Annotated in this window: 16 protein-coding genes; 5 read left to right on the top strand and 11 right to left on the bottom strand. The window is 68.5% G+C overall.

The genetic code is table 11. The features are described 5' to 3' along the window. Nucleotides 1–9: 9 nt before the first annotated feature. Nucleotides 10–822 (bottom strand): family 1 encapsulin nanocompartment shell protein, encoded by an 813-nt coding sequence (locus tag OZ671_RS07095; protein WP_268860092.1) that lies wholly within the window; start codon nt 820–822, stop codon nt 10–12. Beyond that, entirely contained in the window at nt 815–1,897 is a 1,083-nt protein-coding gene (locus OZ671_RS07090; RefSeq protein WP_268860091.1) for a Dyp-type peroxidase, read from the bottom strand. Before OZ671_RS07090 ends, OZ671_RS07095 begins: the two co-directional genes overlap by 8 nt. A 226-nt stretch (nt 1,898–2,123) precedes the next feature. Here OZ671_RS07090 and OZ671_RS07085 point away from each other — a divergent pair, with 226 nt between their 5' ends. Both OZ671_RS07085 and OZ671_RS07075 read left to right on the top strand, forming a co-directional pair. Next, complete coding sequence (locus tag OZ671_RS07085) at nt 2,124–2,330, top strand: CsbD family protein (RefSeq protein WP_038314017.1); 207 nt, start codon at nt 2,124–2,126, stop codon at nt 2,328–2,330. A 325-nt stretch (nt 2,331–2,655) separates the two neighbouring features. Further along, a complete protein-coding gene (locus tag OZ671_RS07075) occupies nt 2,656–3,549 on the top strand; it encodes an arginase family protein (RefSeq protein ID WP_268860090.1) in 894 nt (297 codons plus the stop codon). Nucleotides 3,550–3,690: 141 nt separating this feature from the next. Here the strand turns inward: OZ671_RS07075 and OZ671_RS07070 are convergent, their stop codons facing one another. After that, nucleotides 3,691–4,284, bottom strand: a complete 594-nt coding sequence (locus tag OZ671_RS07070) for a YdeI/OmpD-associated family protein (protein WP_268860089.1) — start codon at nt 4,282–4,284, stop codon at nt 3,691–3,693. Further along, on the bottom strand, nt 4,284–4,658 hold the full coding sequence (locus OZ671_RS07065; protein WP_268860088.1) for a hypothetical protein: 375 nt from the start codon (nt 4,656–4,658) through the stop codon (nt 4,284–4,286). Before OZ671_RS07065 ends, OZ671_RS07070 begins: the two co-directional genes overlap by 1 nt. 120 nt (nt 4,659–4,778) lie before the next feature. Between OZ671_RS07065 and OZ671_RS07060 the strand changes: the two genes are divergently transcribed. Further along, nucleotides 4,779–5,408 (top strand): CGNR zinc finger domain-containing protein, encoded by a 630-nt coding sequence (locus tag OZ671_RS07060; RefSeq protein ID WP_268860087.1) that lies wholly within the window; start codon nt 4,779–4,781, stop codon nt 5,406–5,408. Between the two features lie 92 nt (nt 5,409–5,500). Here the strand turns inward: OZ671_RS07060 and OZ671_RS07055 are convergent, their stop codons facing one another. The 3 genes from OZ671_RS07055 to OZ671_RS07045 form a co-directional block, all read right to left on the bottom strand. After that, complete coding sequence (locus tag OZ671_RS07055; RefSeq protein WP_268860086.1) at nt 5,501–6,124, bottom strand: helix-turn-helix domain-containing protein; 624 nt, start codon at nt 6,122–6,124, stop codon at nt 5,501–5,503. A 231-nt stretch (nt 6,125–6,355) separates the two neighbouring features. Next, entirely contained in the window at nt 6,356–6,760 is a 405-nt protein-coding gene (locus OZ671_RS07050; protein WP_268860085.1) for a RidA family protein, read from the bottom strand. Nucleotides 6,761–7,167: 407 nt separating this feature from the next. Continuing rightward, nucleotides 7,168–8,187: a helix-turn-helix transcriptional regulator gene (locus OZ671_RS07045; protein WP_268860084.1), complete on the bottom strand. Its 1,020-nt coding sequence runs from the start codon at nt 8,185–8,187 to the stop codon at nt 7,168–7,170. 98 nt (nt 8,188–8,285) lie between these two features. On the opposite strand from OZ671_RS07045, the gene OZ671_RS07040 reads away from it, so the two are divergent. Together OZ671_RS07040 and OZ671_RS07035 are read left to right on the top strand one after the other, a co-directional pair. Beyond that, on the top strand, nt 8,286–8,528 hold the full coding sequence (locus OZ671_RS07040) for a YdeI/OmpD-associated family protein (RefSeq protein WP_268860083.1): 243 nt from the start codon (nt 8,286–8,288) through the stop codon (nt 8,526–8,528). A 13-nt stretch (nt 8,529–8,541) separates the two neighbouring features. Beyond that, on the top strand, nt 8,542–9,060 hold the full coding sequence (locus OZ671_RS07035) for a cupin domain-containing protein (protein ID WP_268860082.1): 519 nt from the start codon (nt 8,542–8,544) through the stop codon (nt 9,058–9,060). A 7-nt stretch (nt 9,061–9,067) separates the two neighbouring features. Here OZ671_RS07035 and ggt read toward each other — a convergent pair whose 3' ends face one another. The 4 genes from ggt to OZ671_RS07015 all read right to left on the bottom strand — a co-directional run bounded on the left by ggt (nt 9,068) and on the right by OZ671_RS07015 (nt 13,643). Next, nucleotides 9,068–10,696 (bottom strand): gamma-glutamyltransferase, encoded by a 1,629-nt coding sequence (ggt, locus tag OZ671_RS07030; protein ID WP_268860081.1) that lies wholly within the window; start codon nt 10,694–10,696, stop codon nt 9,068–9,070. Between the two features lie 247 nt (nt 10,697–10,943). Then, on the bottom strand, nt 10,944–11,741 hold the full coding sequence (locus OZ671_RS07025; protein WP_268860080.1) for an AraC family transcriptional regulator: 798 nt from the start codon (nt 11,739–11,741) through the stop codon (nt 10,944–10,946). Nucleotides 11,742–11,781: 40 nt separating this feature from the next. Next, nucleotides 11,782–12,312: a DUF1097 domain-containing protein gene (locus OZ671_RS07020; RefSeq protein WP_268860079.1), complete on the bottom strand. Its 531-nt coding sequence runs from the start codon at nt 12,310–12,312 to the stop codon at nt 11,782–11,784. Between the two features lie 65 nt (nt 12,313–12,377). Then, nucleotides 12,378–13,643 carry an amidohydrolase family protein gene (locus OZ671_RS07015; RefSeq protein ID WP_268860078.1) on the bottom strand — a complete coding sequence of 422 codons (1,266 nt, stop codon included), beginning with the start codon at nt 13,641–13,643 and terminating at the stop codon, nt 12,378–12,380. Between the last annotated feature and the right edge of the window lie 137 nt (nt 13,644–13,780).

The raw sequence follows: 13,780 nt of genomic DNA, 5'->3' as shown, positions 1-13,780 counted from the left end.
CCGTCGGGCTCACGTGCCCGTCGGAGCCGCCGGCAGCGCCACCGCGGCCTCCGCGGTCAGCACGCGGAAGGTGAAGCTCTCCTGGAGATAGAGCTCGACCGTCGTGGCGGAATGGCCGAGATAGCCGATCGAGATGTCCTGGCCGACAGCGAGCTCGAAATCGCCGCCACGTGTGGTCAGCACGAAGCCGCCGCGGATCGCCGGGGCCCAGATCACGCCGCCGTCGACGATGCGCTCGATGTGGTGAAAGATCGGATAGCCGTCCTCATTGCCACCGCTCGCTGCGGTGTAGCTGTCGGCGCCGAGGACGAGCGCGTAAGGACCGTTGCAGCCGGCGAGCCTGAGGTCCCCGACCGCCCGCGCGACGGCGGCCGGCCAGGCTGACGGATCGGCGGGCAAGGCGACGGCGGCGTTGCTGCTGCCCTCGCGAATGCCCTGGATGCCGGCCGCGGCATAACCCTCGAACACCGCCTGATCCTCGGCATAGGCGATCCTGCGGGCCGCGTCCTTCACGGCGTCCCAGTCGGAATCGCTCGCGCCGCGCTCGACATCGTCGATCGCCTGGCGCGTCAGCGTGAAGGGAACCCGGAGCTCGACCAGCGCCTTGGCCTCGCGCAGGACGGCGCCGACGCCCTCCCCAGGTCCATCGATCCGCCGCGTATGCCCGGTGCCGACCGCGGCGAGCGCGCTGCCGCCAGGGCCGACGACATCGACGACACGCCGCGCCGCGAGATGGCGCTTCAAGGTCCGCGTCGCCTCCTCCTCGATCTCCGCCCAGGCGCTTTCGGAGATGGGAGCCAGGTCCCGATGCAGGTTATTCATGGCCGGCCTCGTTCTTCAGGGAGCCGATGCCGAGCGAACCGTCGCCCGGACGCTTGGATGATGCGGCCGCCGCCCGGATGTCGGGTTCGGAGCCGCCCGGGCCGCCGGCGGCGGGCGCGGCGGGCGCCGCGTCCGCGACGACACCGTCGAGGAAGGTCGCGGTCGGCACGAAGAACAGCGAACCGGTCACCGCGCGGCTGAAGTCGAGCAGCCGGTCATAGACCCCTGGCGGCGAGCCGACGAACATGTTCTCCAGCATGCGCTCGATCCGGCCGGGGGAGCGCGCATAACCGATGAAATAGGTGCCGAACTCGCCCGTCCCGACCTTGCCGAAGGGCATGTTGTCGCGAAGGATCTCGAGCGGCTCGCCATTCTCGGTGATGCTGGTCAGCACATTGTGGGCATAGGGCTTCTTGACCGCATCGTCCTGCTCGATGTCGGACAGCTTGTGGCGGCCGACGATGTTCTCCTGCTCCTCGATCGGCAGTTTGTCCCAGCCGGCGAGATCATGCAGGTATTTCTGCACGATGACATAGCTGCCGCCGGCGAAGGCCGGATCCTCGTCGCCGATGATGGCGGCCTTGACCGCGTCGGCGCCCGCCGGGTTTTCGGTGCCGTCGACGAAGCCGATCAGGTCGCGGTCGTCGAAATAGTTGAAGCCATGGACCTCGTCGACCGTGGTGACCGCGCCGGCGAGCCGGATCATGATCTGCCGCGCCAGTTCGAAGCAGAGGTCCATCCGTTTCGTCGCGCGGATATGGAACAGGATGTCGCCGGGCGTCGAGACCGCATGATGTACGCCCCGGATCTCGCGGAACGGGTGCAGGTCCCTCGGCCTCGGCCCGTCGAAGAGCCGGTCCCAGGCCTGCGAGCCGAAGGCCATGACGCAGGAAAGGTTGCCGGCCAGGTCGCGGAAGCCGACGGCCCGCAGCAATCCCGAAAGATCGGCGCACAGCGCCCGCACGGCAGTTTCGGGCCCAGGCCCCGGATTGATCGTCACGACGAGAAACATCGCGGAACGTGTCAGCGCCGCCACGACCGGCTGCGAGATCACGGAAGGCACGCCTGAATCCATGGACGACCTGCTGGACAGTCTTTGCTCGAAGCCATGCCGGTCGCCCGGACCAGCTCGGCCGATGATCGCGCAGGTCGGCCTCCATGGGAAGGGCGGCAGCGGCAGCCTGTCCCCGCCTCGCGCGAAAAAAGAGACACGGCGTCCGGAATGAAATGCCGCGACTGGCGAGTGAACCATCTGACCGCGAAACCGTTGGTCAGTCGTAGCCTAACCAGCGAGGTGAGCGATGGACTGGAATCGTGTCGAAGGAAACTGGAAACAGGTCAAGGGCAAGATTAAGGAACAGTGGGGCAAGCTCACAGACGACGACCTCGACGTCATTGCCGGCAAACGCGATCAGCTCGAAGGCAAGATCCAGGAACGCTACGGCCTGGCGAAAGACCGCGTAAAAGCCGACGTGGATACTTGGTACGGCCGGCAGACCTGGTCGTAAGCGCCCGGATCGTGGAGCCGCCATTGGCGGCTCCATCCGGGCGGCATCCCGTGCCGGCGGCAGGGCCTCTGCCGCCGGCCGACGGGCATGAGCGCCTAAACGGCATGCCGCGGCATCGCGGCAGGTCCCGAAGGCGTCGAGGACCGTTCGACGGTGCGGCAGCTCGACGCGCCGGCACTGGAGCGTGGCGGCAGTTGCGATGGCGCGCCCCGGCTGCGGCCGGACCATGACGCCAACTATCATGCCGCGTTCGTGCGCAGTCCGGACGGCCACAGGATCGAAGCCGTGACGTGCTCCGGCGAAATAGTTGCCGGCGGAGGCAGAGATGCCAGCTCGTCGCTACGCGATTGTCGAGGCTCCTTCCGCGCTCGGACTGGCGACCGACGGCGTCGAGCGCCTGCCTGACCGCCTCCTGGACCTCAGGTTTGCCGAGCGCATCCGTGCCCGCCGGGCCGGGCGGCTGGCGGTGCCGGCGAAGGATCCGATACCCGATTCCGAAACCCGCACCCTGAACGCCGGAGCCATCGCGGCATGGTCTCCCAGGCTCGCCGATGCGGTCGAAGCGGTCATCGAGGCGCGCGAATTCCCCGTTGTGCTCGGCGGCGATTGCACGATCCTGCTGGGCTCGATGCTGGCGTTTCGACGGCGCGGTCGCTACGGCCTGCTGTTCATCGACGGCCACGCCGATTTCTTCCGGCCCGAGCAGGACCCCAATGGCGAGGGCGCGTCGATGGACCTCGCCTTCGTCACCGGCCACGGCCCGTCGCGCCTGACCAACATCGAAGGCCGCGGTCCGCTGGTTCGTCCCGAAGACGCGGTCGCGTTCGCGTACCGCGACCACGAGGATCAGGCGGAATTCGGCAGCCAGCCGCTCCCCGAAGCGCTCAAGGCGATAGACCTGCCCGCGATACGCGCGATGGGCATCGCGGCCGCCGCGCGCGAAGCGGTCGACCACCTGACGCGCGCGGAACTGGACGGCTTCTTCATTCATCTCGACGCCGATTGCCTCGACGACGCTCTCATGCCGGCGGTCGATTTCCGCGTGCCGGACGGGTTGTCATGGGGCGAGCTCGACATCGCGCTTCGCCTCGCCCTGGCGAGCGGCAAGGCCGCCGGCCTGGAGATCACGATCTACAATCCGCGCCTCGACGCCGACGGCAGCGCCGGGCGTGGCCTAGTGGACGTGTTGGCAGCGGCGCTCGGATCGGCAGCACCCTGATCGGGACAGATCCGGCTTCCGGCGCAACCGCGCAAGCTGCCTCGGCCGTTCCCCTGCGGGCCGCACGGGCCTGTCATGCACGTCTTCGGCGGATCGCGGCCCGCCGATCCGAGGTCGAGCAACGTGGCAGCGCGCGGGGTCCTAGCGCTGCGGATAGATCGTCTCGCCGCGCGCCAGCATGGCCACGAAATCGGCGATCTTCTTCTTGCGCCCCGCCTCGGTCTTCATGTTGTGCACGCGGAAGGCCAGAGCGAAGCGGTTCTGCGCGCTGAGGCGCGCCAGCGTGGCCCGCGCCGCGGGATCGGCGTCGACCGCCGCCTGCAGATCGTCGGGAATCGCCAGGTTCTTGCCGCTCTTGTAGGCCTTGTCCCAACGTCCATCGGCCTTAGCGGCCGCGACCTCGCGCAGGCCGTGCTCGGTCATGCGCCCTTCCGCCACCAGCCGGGCGACATTGTCGACATTGATCTGACTCCAGATGCTCTTCCTGCCGCGCGGCGTGTAGCGCTGAAGGTAGCTCGTGGCGTCGAGGCTCTTGCGGACCGCGTCGATCCAGCCCCAGCAGAGCGCCACGTCGATCGCCTCCTTCGGGGTGATCGACGGCAGGCCGGAGCCGACCTTGTGGATCTTGATCCAGACCTCATCCTGCCGGTCGTGATGGCCCCCGAGCCAGTCGTAGAAGCTGGCCGCATCCTCGAATTCGAAGACCTTGTCGGGGTCCACCTTGATCGGCGGCATCAGCTTGCATCTCCCGGCGCATAGGCCCTGGCGAAAGGCGACGGCAGGGTACTGGCCTTCACCTCGAAGATCTCCACCGCATCGGGCAGTTCCACAAGATAGTCGGCATCCTCGGCGAGATGCCGGATCCGCCGGGGATCGGGCCCGGCAAAGCGCGACATGGCGCCGATATCCGGCCAGAAGGACATGACGACGAAATCGCTCTCGCCGTCCCGGTCCTGCCTGAGCATCTGCACGCCGAGCGCGTGCTTGCGCAGATCCGGCAGGCCCTCGTCGTGGAGATAGCGCTCATAGGCGTCGGCGCGGGCCGCCACCGTCCTGCCGCGCCAGATCCGGACGATGCCGGCGCGGGCCGTCGAAACATCTTGTGCCATGTCGCTGGCTCCCTGAGCATCACGTCGTTGACGGCGCCCGACGCCTGGACTTGCTCCGAACGCCTGCCCGAACCATACTAATGGTTACAGCCATTAGCAAGACGAAGGTGCTCATTTTCGATGACCGGAACGTTCCCGCCGTCCTGGCCCCTGCGCTTCGTCGGCGGCGCGCTGTGCCTCGACTTCATCAACACGCTGGACCGGCCGGGCGCCGCGAACGAGCGCGAATTCCTGGAAGACTACGGTTCGCTTCTCACCTGGAGCGCTGCGCGCGGCCTCGTGGGTGCGACCTCCCACGCAAAGCTCGCGCGCCGGGCCGAGGCGGCGCCCGACGCGGCTGCCGCCGTCTTCCGCGATGCGCTCGCCTTGCGCGCGGCAATCCGCACGCTGGCCGACGCCGCCGTCGACGGCGCCGACCCCGCGTCCGCGCTGCCGCCGCTGAACCGCTGGCTCGATCGCCTCGCGACGCCGCCGCTGATCCGCCCGGCCGAGGGGCGCGCCGGCTTCGCCTTTCATCTGCCCGGGGACGCCCTCGACGAGCCGCTGCGGCCGGTGCTCTGGACCCTGGCTCCGCTGCTCGCCTCCGACGATTTCGCCCGGCTCCGGCGCTGCCAGGCGCAGGCCTGCGACGCCGTCTTCGTCGATCACACCGCCAACCGCTCGCGCATCTGGTGTTCCGACGACATCTGCGGCAACCGGGAACGGGTGCGCCGCGCCTACCAGGCCCGGCGGGCGCGCAAGGCGCCCTGACGACCGGCGCAGTCAAAGCCGGTCCGGCGGCCCCATAACCGGCACGTCAGGGCCTCCGCCGGAGCCGGTTCGGCGCCGAGCGTCGGCAGGCCTCAGCCCGGCTGGCCGCCGACGCGCTCGCCCGGTCCCTCGACGACGACCACCAGGACGCGGTTGTGCGCAGCGATCCCCCGCGTCAGATGCCGATGGCTGCCGGGGAATTGCAGGTAGTCACCGGCCCGCAGGACGACGCCCCGGTCGGCTACGGTGATCTCGACCTGGCCTTCGATGACGAAAAAAATCTCTTCGCCGGCATGGTGTCCTTCGCCTGCGCGCTCGCCGTTGCCGGGAATGTCGACGATAAAGGCACTGATCCCTTGCGCGGCCGGCTTGCCGAGAATGGCAAAACGGTAACCGCCATCCTCGGGCGGGACGTCCCTCATCACGAGGTCGCTGCCGCGCACGAGGTGCAAGGCATCGTCCTCCATCCGTTCCCCCAGCAGCGCGGAGACCGAGCTGTTCAAGGCGGCAGCCAAGCGCAGGAGCGCCGCAACCGACAGCGCCTTCTCACCCCGCTCGAAGCGCGAGAGATGGCCCTTGCTGAGGCCCGCCTTCTCCGCGAGTTCGTCCAGGGTGATCCGGCGCCGCAATCGCAGCGCCTTGGCGTTGATCCCGATGTCCCGGGAACTGCTTTCGCCGCTCTCAGCGGCAGCGAGACGTCTTGACTGAGATGGCATGACGATCGGGATAAAGTGGGCAATCGCGTTGTCCGCTTGTTATCACGAGGATGCGTGACAGGCAAAACGATGGACGGCGCTCCCGCCAGCCGCCACGCGATCCCGAAACATCAGCGCCCGATGCTGCCGGCACCCGGCTCATGGCTGGGCGCGTGGTGGCGCTGGCCTTGCACATGCATCGTCGCCGGCCCCGGCCCTGAAGCCGCGGCAGGTGCCGCCGACTGCGGCAGGTCAGGCACCGAGGGCGACGACCCCGTCGATCTCGATGAGCCAATCGGAGTGACCCAGCGCCTGAACGCCGAGAAAGATGCTGGCGCAAACCGGCCACTGGTCGCCAAAAACCTCCCGCCCGGCAGCAATGATGGGTTCCAGCAGCTCGTCCCGATGGTCGACGACGTTGATCGTCAGCCGCACCAGCTGCGATGGCGCTGCTTCCAGCGCTTCGATCGCAGCCTTGAGGTTGCGGAAACACTGGACGGCCTGCGCATGATGGTCGCCGATGCCGACAAACCGGCCATCGAGGTCGACCGCCGCCTGACCCGCGATGAGAGCGACGCGCCCGGGCGGCGCAACCGAGATCTGGGCATAAACGTCGACGACCGGGCGCGGCATGGTCGGCGGATTGAAGCTCATCATGGATCTTTTCCCCACACGTCATCCGCTTCCTGGCTCGCGGCGGGCGGTCGCTTGACGGCCGCACCTCCAACTCGCCAGCGCGGGTTTCTGCACAAGGAGATCTGCGCCCTATGGACAACTTGGTGTCCGGCACGATTCGATAACCGCACGGACGCCGCGACGGCGCGCTGCCGATCGCGAACCAGCTTCTGCCCGTCACCCGGGGACGGCACGTCATCACGACGGCGGCTGCACGCACGCCCCGCGCCCGATGCCGCTGATCGAAAGCAACTTATCCTCGGATCGCGCCACGCCTGAATGACCTCTGCGTTCGGCCCAAGAACGTGAGCGTCGACCACACCGCCGGTCGGTGGCGCATCCGCCGTCGGACGACGTCTGCGGCAATCGGAACGGGCGCGCCTCGCCGATCAGGCCCGGCGGGCGCGCAAGGCGCCCTGACCGCCGGCGCGGGACGGCCGACCGCGCCGAGTCCGATAAAGCGCCGCTGCCCGTGCGAGCAATTCGGCAAGACCGGCGCGGAATTCCGCCGGCTCCAGCACCTCGACCTCCGGGCCGAGGCGGGCGAGATCGTAGACCGCCTGCTGATAAGGCCCGACCGGCAGCCGGGCCTGCCGCCAGCCGTCCGGTCCGGGCGCGTCAAGCTCCAGGCCAGCGCGCACGAAAGGCGGGCTGACCGACGTCAGGATGCGCAGGCCGAGCGGCGACAGCCTGACGACCGCGACATGCGGATAGAGCTCGGCATCGAGCCGCTCGGTCGAGGCCTTCCAATAGGTCGCGAGATCGAAGCCGGAGGGCCGCACGAAACCTTCGGCGATGACCTCGAGCGCCTCGACCCGGCCGATGCGGAAGGTCCGCACGCTCCCGTCGACCGCCCCGACCATATACCAGGCCCCGGCCTTCATGACGATGCCGAGCGGATCGACGATGCGCTCGACCTCGCCCTTCCAGCTGCGGTAGCGGATCCTGAGCCGACGCTGGCGCCAGACCGCATCGGCCATGGCGCCGAGATGGGCAGGCCGGTCGGCATCGGTGAACCAGCCCGGTGCGTCAAGATGGAAACGGGCCCGCATCTGCTCGGCACTGGCCCTCTGCTCCTGCGGCAAGGCCGCCAGCAGCTTGATCTGCGCGGCTGCGGCCGCCGCGCCGAGACCGAGATCCTCGGCGGCATCGCCAAGCCCGCCCAGGAACAGCGCTTCCGCCTCGCGCGGCGACAGGCCATTGAGCCGCACCCGATAGCCGTCGACGAGCCGGTAGCCGCCTTCCGCGCCGCGCTCGGCATAGACCGGCACACCGGCAGCGCTCAGCGCGTCAATGTCGCGATAGACCGTGCGCACCGACACCTCCAGCGCCTCGGCGAGCGCCGGGGCCGTCACCTGGCCGCGCGCCTGGAGGGTGTTGAGAATGGACAGGAGCCGACTCGCACGCATGGCTCAGCCTTATAAACAAACCTGACACGAACTGACAGGTATGAGCGGCTATCGTGCTCCGGAGCCGATCGACCGGCTCCCACACTGGCAGACATGCGATGAGCGATCCGACGTCACGCCTCAAGCGGGCGATCCACCCCATTCCCGATTTCGTCACCAACGCGCTCGAAGCCCGTGGGCTCGCGGCCGCCTACGCGGCCCGGCCGCCCTACCAGCGCAACGACTATATCGGCTGGATCACCAGGGCGAAGCGCCCGGAAACCCGCCACAAGCGGCTCAGCCAGATGCTCGACGAGCTGGCGCGCGGCGATGCCTACATGAACATGCCCTATCGCGGCTGAAAGGACGACGACCATGGCCGGCCCCATCCTCAATCTCGACGCCCTGACCTTCCTGCCGCGCCCGCCGGACCGGGCTCCGACGGGTGCCGCGGCCGAGCGCTATGACGCCAAGGTCGCCTTCATCGGCCCGAGCATCGGTGCCAAGAAGCTCGGCTACAACGTCACCGCCGTGCCGCCGGGCAAGCGCGCCTTTCCGATGCACAGCCACCAGGTGAATGAAGAAATGTTCCTCATCCTCAGCGGCACCGGCGAATTGCGGCTCGGCGCCGAGACCTGGCCGATCCGCCACGGCGACATCATCGCCTGCCCGGCGGGCGGGCCGGAAACCGCCCACCAGATCGTCAATACCGGCACCGAGGAGCTGCGCTATCTCGCGGTGAGCACGCGCATGTCGCCCGACATCACCGAATATCCCGAAACCGGCCGCTTCGGTCTCCTCGCCGAGGTCGCGCCCAAGCCTGACGGCACGCCCCGAGTGATGATGTTCATCGGCCGCGAGGACCAGAGCCTGCCCTATTGGGAGGACGCGTGAACCGCCCTCAGAGGCCGAGCGCGCGGCCGTCGCTGCGTGGATCATGCGCGCCGGTCATGCTGCCATCCGCCTCGATCCGGATCGCACCAGGATGGCCGGCAAGCGGGCTCTGCGCCGCGATCGGGCTCATCTCATGGCCGCGCTCGGCGAGCCTGGCGAAGACCTCGGGACCCGCATCCTGTTCGAGCTTCAGGCTGTCGCGCGAATCCGAGAAGGTCCGGCCGAGCAGGAAGCGCGGCCGCGCCAGCGCCGAAAGCGGGTCGAGCCCGTAGTCGATCAGCCGGGTGAGAACGGCGGCCAGCGTCTGCGGCTGGCCGTCGGCCCCCTGGGTGCCGTAGAGCAGATGCGGCCGGCCGCCCTTCAGATAGAGGCCGGGATTGAGCGTATGGAACGGCCGCTTGCCCGGGCTGAGCACGTTGGGGCTCGCCGGATCGAGGCTGAACGAGGCGCCGCGATTGTGCCAGAGAATGCCGGTATCGCCTGCGACCACCGCGCTGCCCCAGTCGAAATAGACCGTCTGCAGCATGCTGACGCAATTGCCCTGCCGGTCGGCGGCGCCGACATAGACCGTGTCGCCGGCCTGGAACACGTGCGGCCAGGCCCGCGCCCGCTCCATGCGGATGGCCCTGGCATGCGCGTCGAGATTGGCCTTCGACAGCAGCCGGTTGACCGGGACATCGGCGAATTCGGGGTCGGCAATGTAGCGGTTGCGGTCGGTAAAGGCCTGTTTCACCGCCTCCACCATGAGATGATAATGGTCGGCGCTACCTTCCGGATACTGCCTGAGATCGAAACGTTCGAGAATGCCCATGATCTCGAGCGTGGTGAGCCCCTGCGTCGGCGGGCGGAGGCCGATGAGCTCGCCGCCGCGATAGCCGACGCGCAGCGGCGCCTCGTCGCGGGCCCGGCAGCGCGCGAGATCGTCGCGGGTGAGCGGCGAGCCGGCCTTCTTAAGACCGGCCGCAATGCGTTCGGCGAGCCTGCCCTCATAGAAGTCGCGTCCACCATGGGTCGCGATCAGTTCCAGCGACGCGGCAAGCTCCGGCTGCACCAGGGTTTCGCCGACCTCCGGAATTCGCCCCTTGGCCATGAAGATGCGCCGGATATCCGGCCAGTCCTTCAGGTTGTCGGACTGGAACACCTGCCAGAAGCGCTGCGACGGCGTGACGGGAAAGCCTTTCGCGGCATATTCGATCGGCCGCTCGAACAGCGACGCCCAGCTGAGCTGTCCCTTCCAGCTCTTCCGGCTGAACTCGAAGGCCTGGTCCCAGGTGTCGACGGCTGCCGCCGCGGTCAGCGCCGAGCCCGGCCCTCGGATCGGAATCGCGCCGCGATAGGCCGGCGGGTCGAGCGCGGCCTGGCCGGCGCCCGAGAGGGTGCGGACATTGCCCCGGGCATCGCTCAGCACCATGAAGCAGTCGCCGCCGATGCCGCAGAAATGCGGATAGGTCACCGACAGCGTCGCGCCGATCGCGATCGCCGCCTCGACGGCATTGCCGCCCTTCCTCAGCACTTCGAGCCCGGCCCGCGTCGCCAGGTCGTGCGGGCTCGTGACCATGCCCGCCGTCGAGCGCGCCAGGGCGGCGGGCTCGGGCGCGGCCTCCGACCGCGCGGTCGCGGCGAAGGCGGCGCTCATGGCCGTTCCAGCAAGAAGCATGCGGCGCGACAAGCGCCCTGCGAAATCGTCGCTACCCACCTGATCGCCTCCCTGTCCGTGCCCGGTCGTGAATGCCGCGCTTGGGATAATGTATGCCAATTATCGACGGGCATCGAGACCTCACTCACCTTCTGCATGCGATTTTCCCGAAATTCCTTTTGTTGCAACGCGATAGGCAGCGACCAGCGATTGCCGTCCAAGGCTGCGGCAACCGTCGGCCACGCTCTTATCGGCACTGCGGCGCCCGGTCGCTGCGTGCCGCTTCGCGACGCAGCATCGCCTTGAAGGCGGACCGGCTGCGATAGCCGAGGCCGGCCGCGACGCGCGCGGCCGGCTCGCCGGCGGCCTGCCGCGCGACAGCCTCGAAGCGCCTGAGCCGGCGCAGCCAGGCGCCGACCGAAAGGCCGGTCGCCAGCCTGAACGACCGTGTCAGCGAACGCCGGCTCATGCCGACCGCGAGACACCAGTCGTCGAGGCTGCGCGACAGGCCGGGATCGTCCATCAACGCCCCGGCGAGCCCGGCAAGCCGGCGGTCCGCCGGGATCGGCAGGACCAGGGGAACGATCTCGGCACGGCCGATCTCGTCGAGCACGAGAGCGGCGAGATGACCGCCGCGACCGCTGTCGCCGGCCTTGGCGGTTTCGTCGACGAGGGCCGCGATCACCGCCGCCAGAAGCGGCGACACCGGGATGACCCGGCAGCCTGGCGCCGGGGCACGCGCCGCATCGCGAGCGACATGGACCACATGCATGGCGACGTCGCCGTGCATCGCGACGTCGTATGCGACCCCGGCCGGCAGCCACAGCGCGTGGCCGGCCGGCACCATCCAGGCGCCGGCACCGGTGGTGGCCAGAAGCAGACCCGATGTCGCGAGCAGGAGCTGGCCCCACCCATGGCTTTGCGCCCCGGTTCGCATACCGTCCGGAAACGTGCTGGCCACGGCAGCGACCGGACGCGCACCCGCCATATCGTGACGCGCGCCGCGCACGACCGGCGAAGCGTCGATCGCATTCCATCCCGACATCGCCCTCTCCTTTCCCCCAATGCGGCGGCGCCCGCCCGGCCTACCGCACCGCTTCCTTCGCCGATGGCAGCGTCTCGGTCGGCTCGGCGTGGTGATGCGCGCCGAAATGCGCGGTCAGCCAGGCGAAGATCGGGCCGAGGGCGTTCATCAGCATGGTGGCGGCCAGCGCGATCAGCGGATCGCCGGGCATCGGCCCGAAATTGCCGAACAGCGTGCCGAAATAGGAGGCGAAGCCGAAAAACATGCCGGGCACGAAGCTGAACAGCGGCAGGCGGCCAAGCAGCATCATCGTGCCGTTGAGCGTGAACAGGATGGCGCATTGCGCCGCGATCAGGGCGGCGCCCTGCAGATGCTGGCCGGCAAACTTGAAGCCCATCACGATCAGGAAGGCGAAGACCGTGCCGATCGGCATGGTCGTCCAGATCTTCTTCAGCACCTCGGGCTTCGGCCCGCCGGCGGCGAAGGTGCCGGCCCAGGCAATGAAGATCGCCCAGGGCGGCAGGTGTGACGGTGTGAAGATGGTGGTGGCGGCGAGCGCCGAGGCCACGACTTCCGCAGGCAGTTTCCTCATGGCATTTCCCCTTTTTGGTCGTTGTTTCCGCCGCCGGTTGATCCGGCGGCGGGGCAGACTCAAGGTCAGGCGTGGCTGTGGCCACAGCCCCGGCAGATGCGACTCTCGACCCTGGTGACCACGGTGATGCGGCCCCGCTTCAGCACCCAGGAGCGCGGCGGCAGGTCGAGCAGCGCATCGGCGACGGTCAGCGTGTCGAGGATCATCAGATCGGCCTGCTTGCCGACTGCCAGGCCGTATTCGTCCTGCAGGCCGACCGCGCGGGCGGCGTTGCTGGTGCCCATCTTCAGCACCTCGGCCTGATGTTCCGGCGTGCCGAACTGGATGAGATGAGCCAGCAGATTGCCGATCTGCAGGGGGTCGGCCCTGCCGAACGGCGTGAAGGCATTGCGGATGTTGTTCGAGGAATAGGCGACGTTCACTCCGGCCGCATGCAGCGCCCGGACCGGGGTCAGGCCGCGGCGCGGATTGCCGTCGTCGCGCCGGCCGCCGAGATAGACATCCGTCGCCGGCAAGGTGACGATGTGGATGTCGGCCTCCTGCAGAAGCTCCGCGATCGGCTTCAGCGCCTCGGTGGTCAGCGCGCCGAGGCTCGTGACATGGCCGAGCGCGACCCGGCCGCGATAGCCGGTCTCGATCGTCTTGCGCGCAATATATTCGGTGGCGGCGAAGCGCCGGTCACTGGTGTCGTCGGCAAAGTCGACATGCATGTCGACCGGCAGGTTGCGCGCCAGCGCGAGATCGAAGACCCGGTCGATATGGCCGCAGGTATCGCTCCAGTTCAGCTCGTTGTAGGGACAGCCGCCGACCACGTCGGCGCCCATGGCGAGCGCCTCTTCCATCAGTTCCTGGACGCCCGACGTCTTCAGCCAGCCTTCCTGCGGGAAGGCGACCACCTGCAGATCCAGGAGGTCGCGATATTCGTCCTTGAGCTCAAGCGCGGTCTCGACCCCGATCAGCCCCTGGATCGGATCGACATCGGGATGGGCGCGCACGACCACCGTGCCGTTCCTGACCGCCATGTCGAGCACCTGGCGCGAACGATCGAGGACGTCGTCCCGCTCCTGCTTGGACTTGAGGATGCCGGTGACCCGGATCGCCTCGTCGAGCGTGCCGAAACGCGGCGGCAGGCGGCGGTGCAGGAAGGCCTTTTCCAGATGCAGATGCGGCTCGATGAAACCCGGCAGCGCCACCCGGCCCTCGGCGTCGATCTCCTGCTCGCCGACCTTGTCGATCGCCTCCTCGATCGCGACGATGCGTCCATTGGCAATGCCGATATCGACGAGCGGGCTTTCGTCCTCGATGCGCACCCGCCGGATCACCATGTCCATGCGTCCCCTCCTTCCCATGCCGTCTTCCCGGACGGATGGAAGCTTAGGGACGGCCCCGCGGGGCGAAAATCGGCGCTGTCCTAGCCGGCTCTCGGATTTGTCCTAGAAGCGCTGCAGCAATTGCAGACAGCGCCGCG

Origin of the sequence: Phreatobacter sp. AB_2022a (genome assembly GCF_026847585.1) — a bacterium.
In the GTDB taxonomy this organism is placed as follows: Bacteria; Pseudomonadota; Alphaproteobacteria; order Rhizobiales; family Phreatobacteraceae; genus Phreatobacter.
This window is presented reverse-complemented; position numbering and strand designations above follow the sequence as displayed.

Coding starts and splice junctions, on each gene's coding strand:
- OZ671_RS07055 (WP_268860086.1), bottom strand. CDS start 6,124: ATGCCATCTCAGTCAAGACGTCTCGCTGCCGCTGAGAGCGGCGAAAGC.
- ggt (WP_268860081.1), bottom strand. CDS start 10,696: ATGAGCGCCGCCTTCGCCGCGACCGCGCGGTCGGAGGCCGCGCCCGAG.
- OZ671_RS07075 (WP_268860090.1), top strand. CDS start 2,656: ATGCCAGCTCGTCGCTACGCGATTGTCGAGGCTCCTTCCGCGCTCGGA.
- OZ671_RS07020 (WP_268860079.1), bottom strand. CDS start 12,312: ATGAGGAAACTGCCTGCGGAAGTCGTGGCCTCGGCGCTCGCCGCCACC.
- OZ671_RS07090 (WP_268860091.1), bottom strand. CDS start 1,897: ATGGATTCAGGCGTGCCTTCCGTGATCTCGCAGCCGGTCGTGGCGGCG.
- OZ671_RS07050 (WP_268860085.1), bottom strand. CDS start 6,760: ATGATGAGCTTCAATCCGCCGACCATGCCGCGCCCGGTCGTCGACGTT.
- OZ671_RS07015 (WP_268860078.1), bottom strand. CDS start 13,643: ATGGACATGGTGATCCGGCGGGTGCGCATCGAGGACGAAAGCCCGCTC.
- OZ671_RS07095 (WP_268860092.1), bottom strand. CDS start 822: ATGAATAACCTGCATCGGGACCTGGCTCCCATCTCCGAAAGCGCCTGG.
- OZ671_RS07085 (WP_038314017.1), top strand. CDS start 2,124: ATGGACTGGAATCGTGTCGAAGGAAACTGGAAACAGGTCAAGGGCAAG.
- OZ671_RS07040 (WP_268860083.1), top strand. CDS start 8,286: ATGAGCGATCCGACGTCACGCCTCAAGCGGGCGATCCACCCCATTCCC.
- OZ671_RS07035 (WP_268860082.1), top strand. CDS start 8,542: ATGGCCGGCCCCATCCTCAATCTCGACGCCCTGACCTTCCTGCCGCGC.
- OZ671_RS07065 (WP_268860088.1), bottom strand. CDS start 4,658: ATGGCACAAGATGTTTCGACGGCCCGCGCCGGCATCGTCCGGATCTGG.
- OZ671_RS07060 (WP_268860087.1), top strand. CDS start 4,779: ATGACCGGAACGTTCCCGCCGTCCTGGCCCCTGCGCTTCGTCGGCGGC.
- OZ671_RS07025 (WP_268860080.1), bottom strand. CDS start 11,741: ATGTCGGGATGGAATGCGATCGACGCTTCGCCGGTCGTGCGCGGCGCG.
- OZ671_RS07070 (WP_268860089.1), bottom strand. CDS start 4,284: ATGCCGCCGATCAAGGTGGACCCCGACAAGGTCTTCGAATTCGAGGAT.
- OZ671_RS07045 (WP_268860084.1), bottom strand. CDS start 8,187: ATGCGTGCGAGTCGGCTCCTGTCCATTCTCAACACCCTCCAGGCGCGC.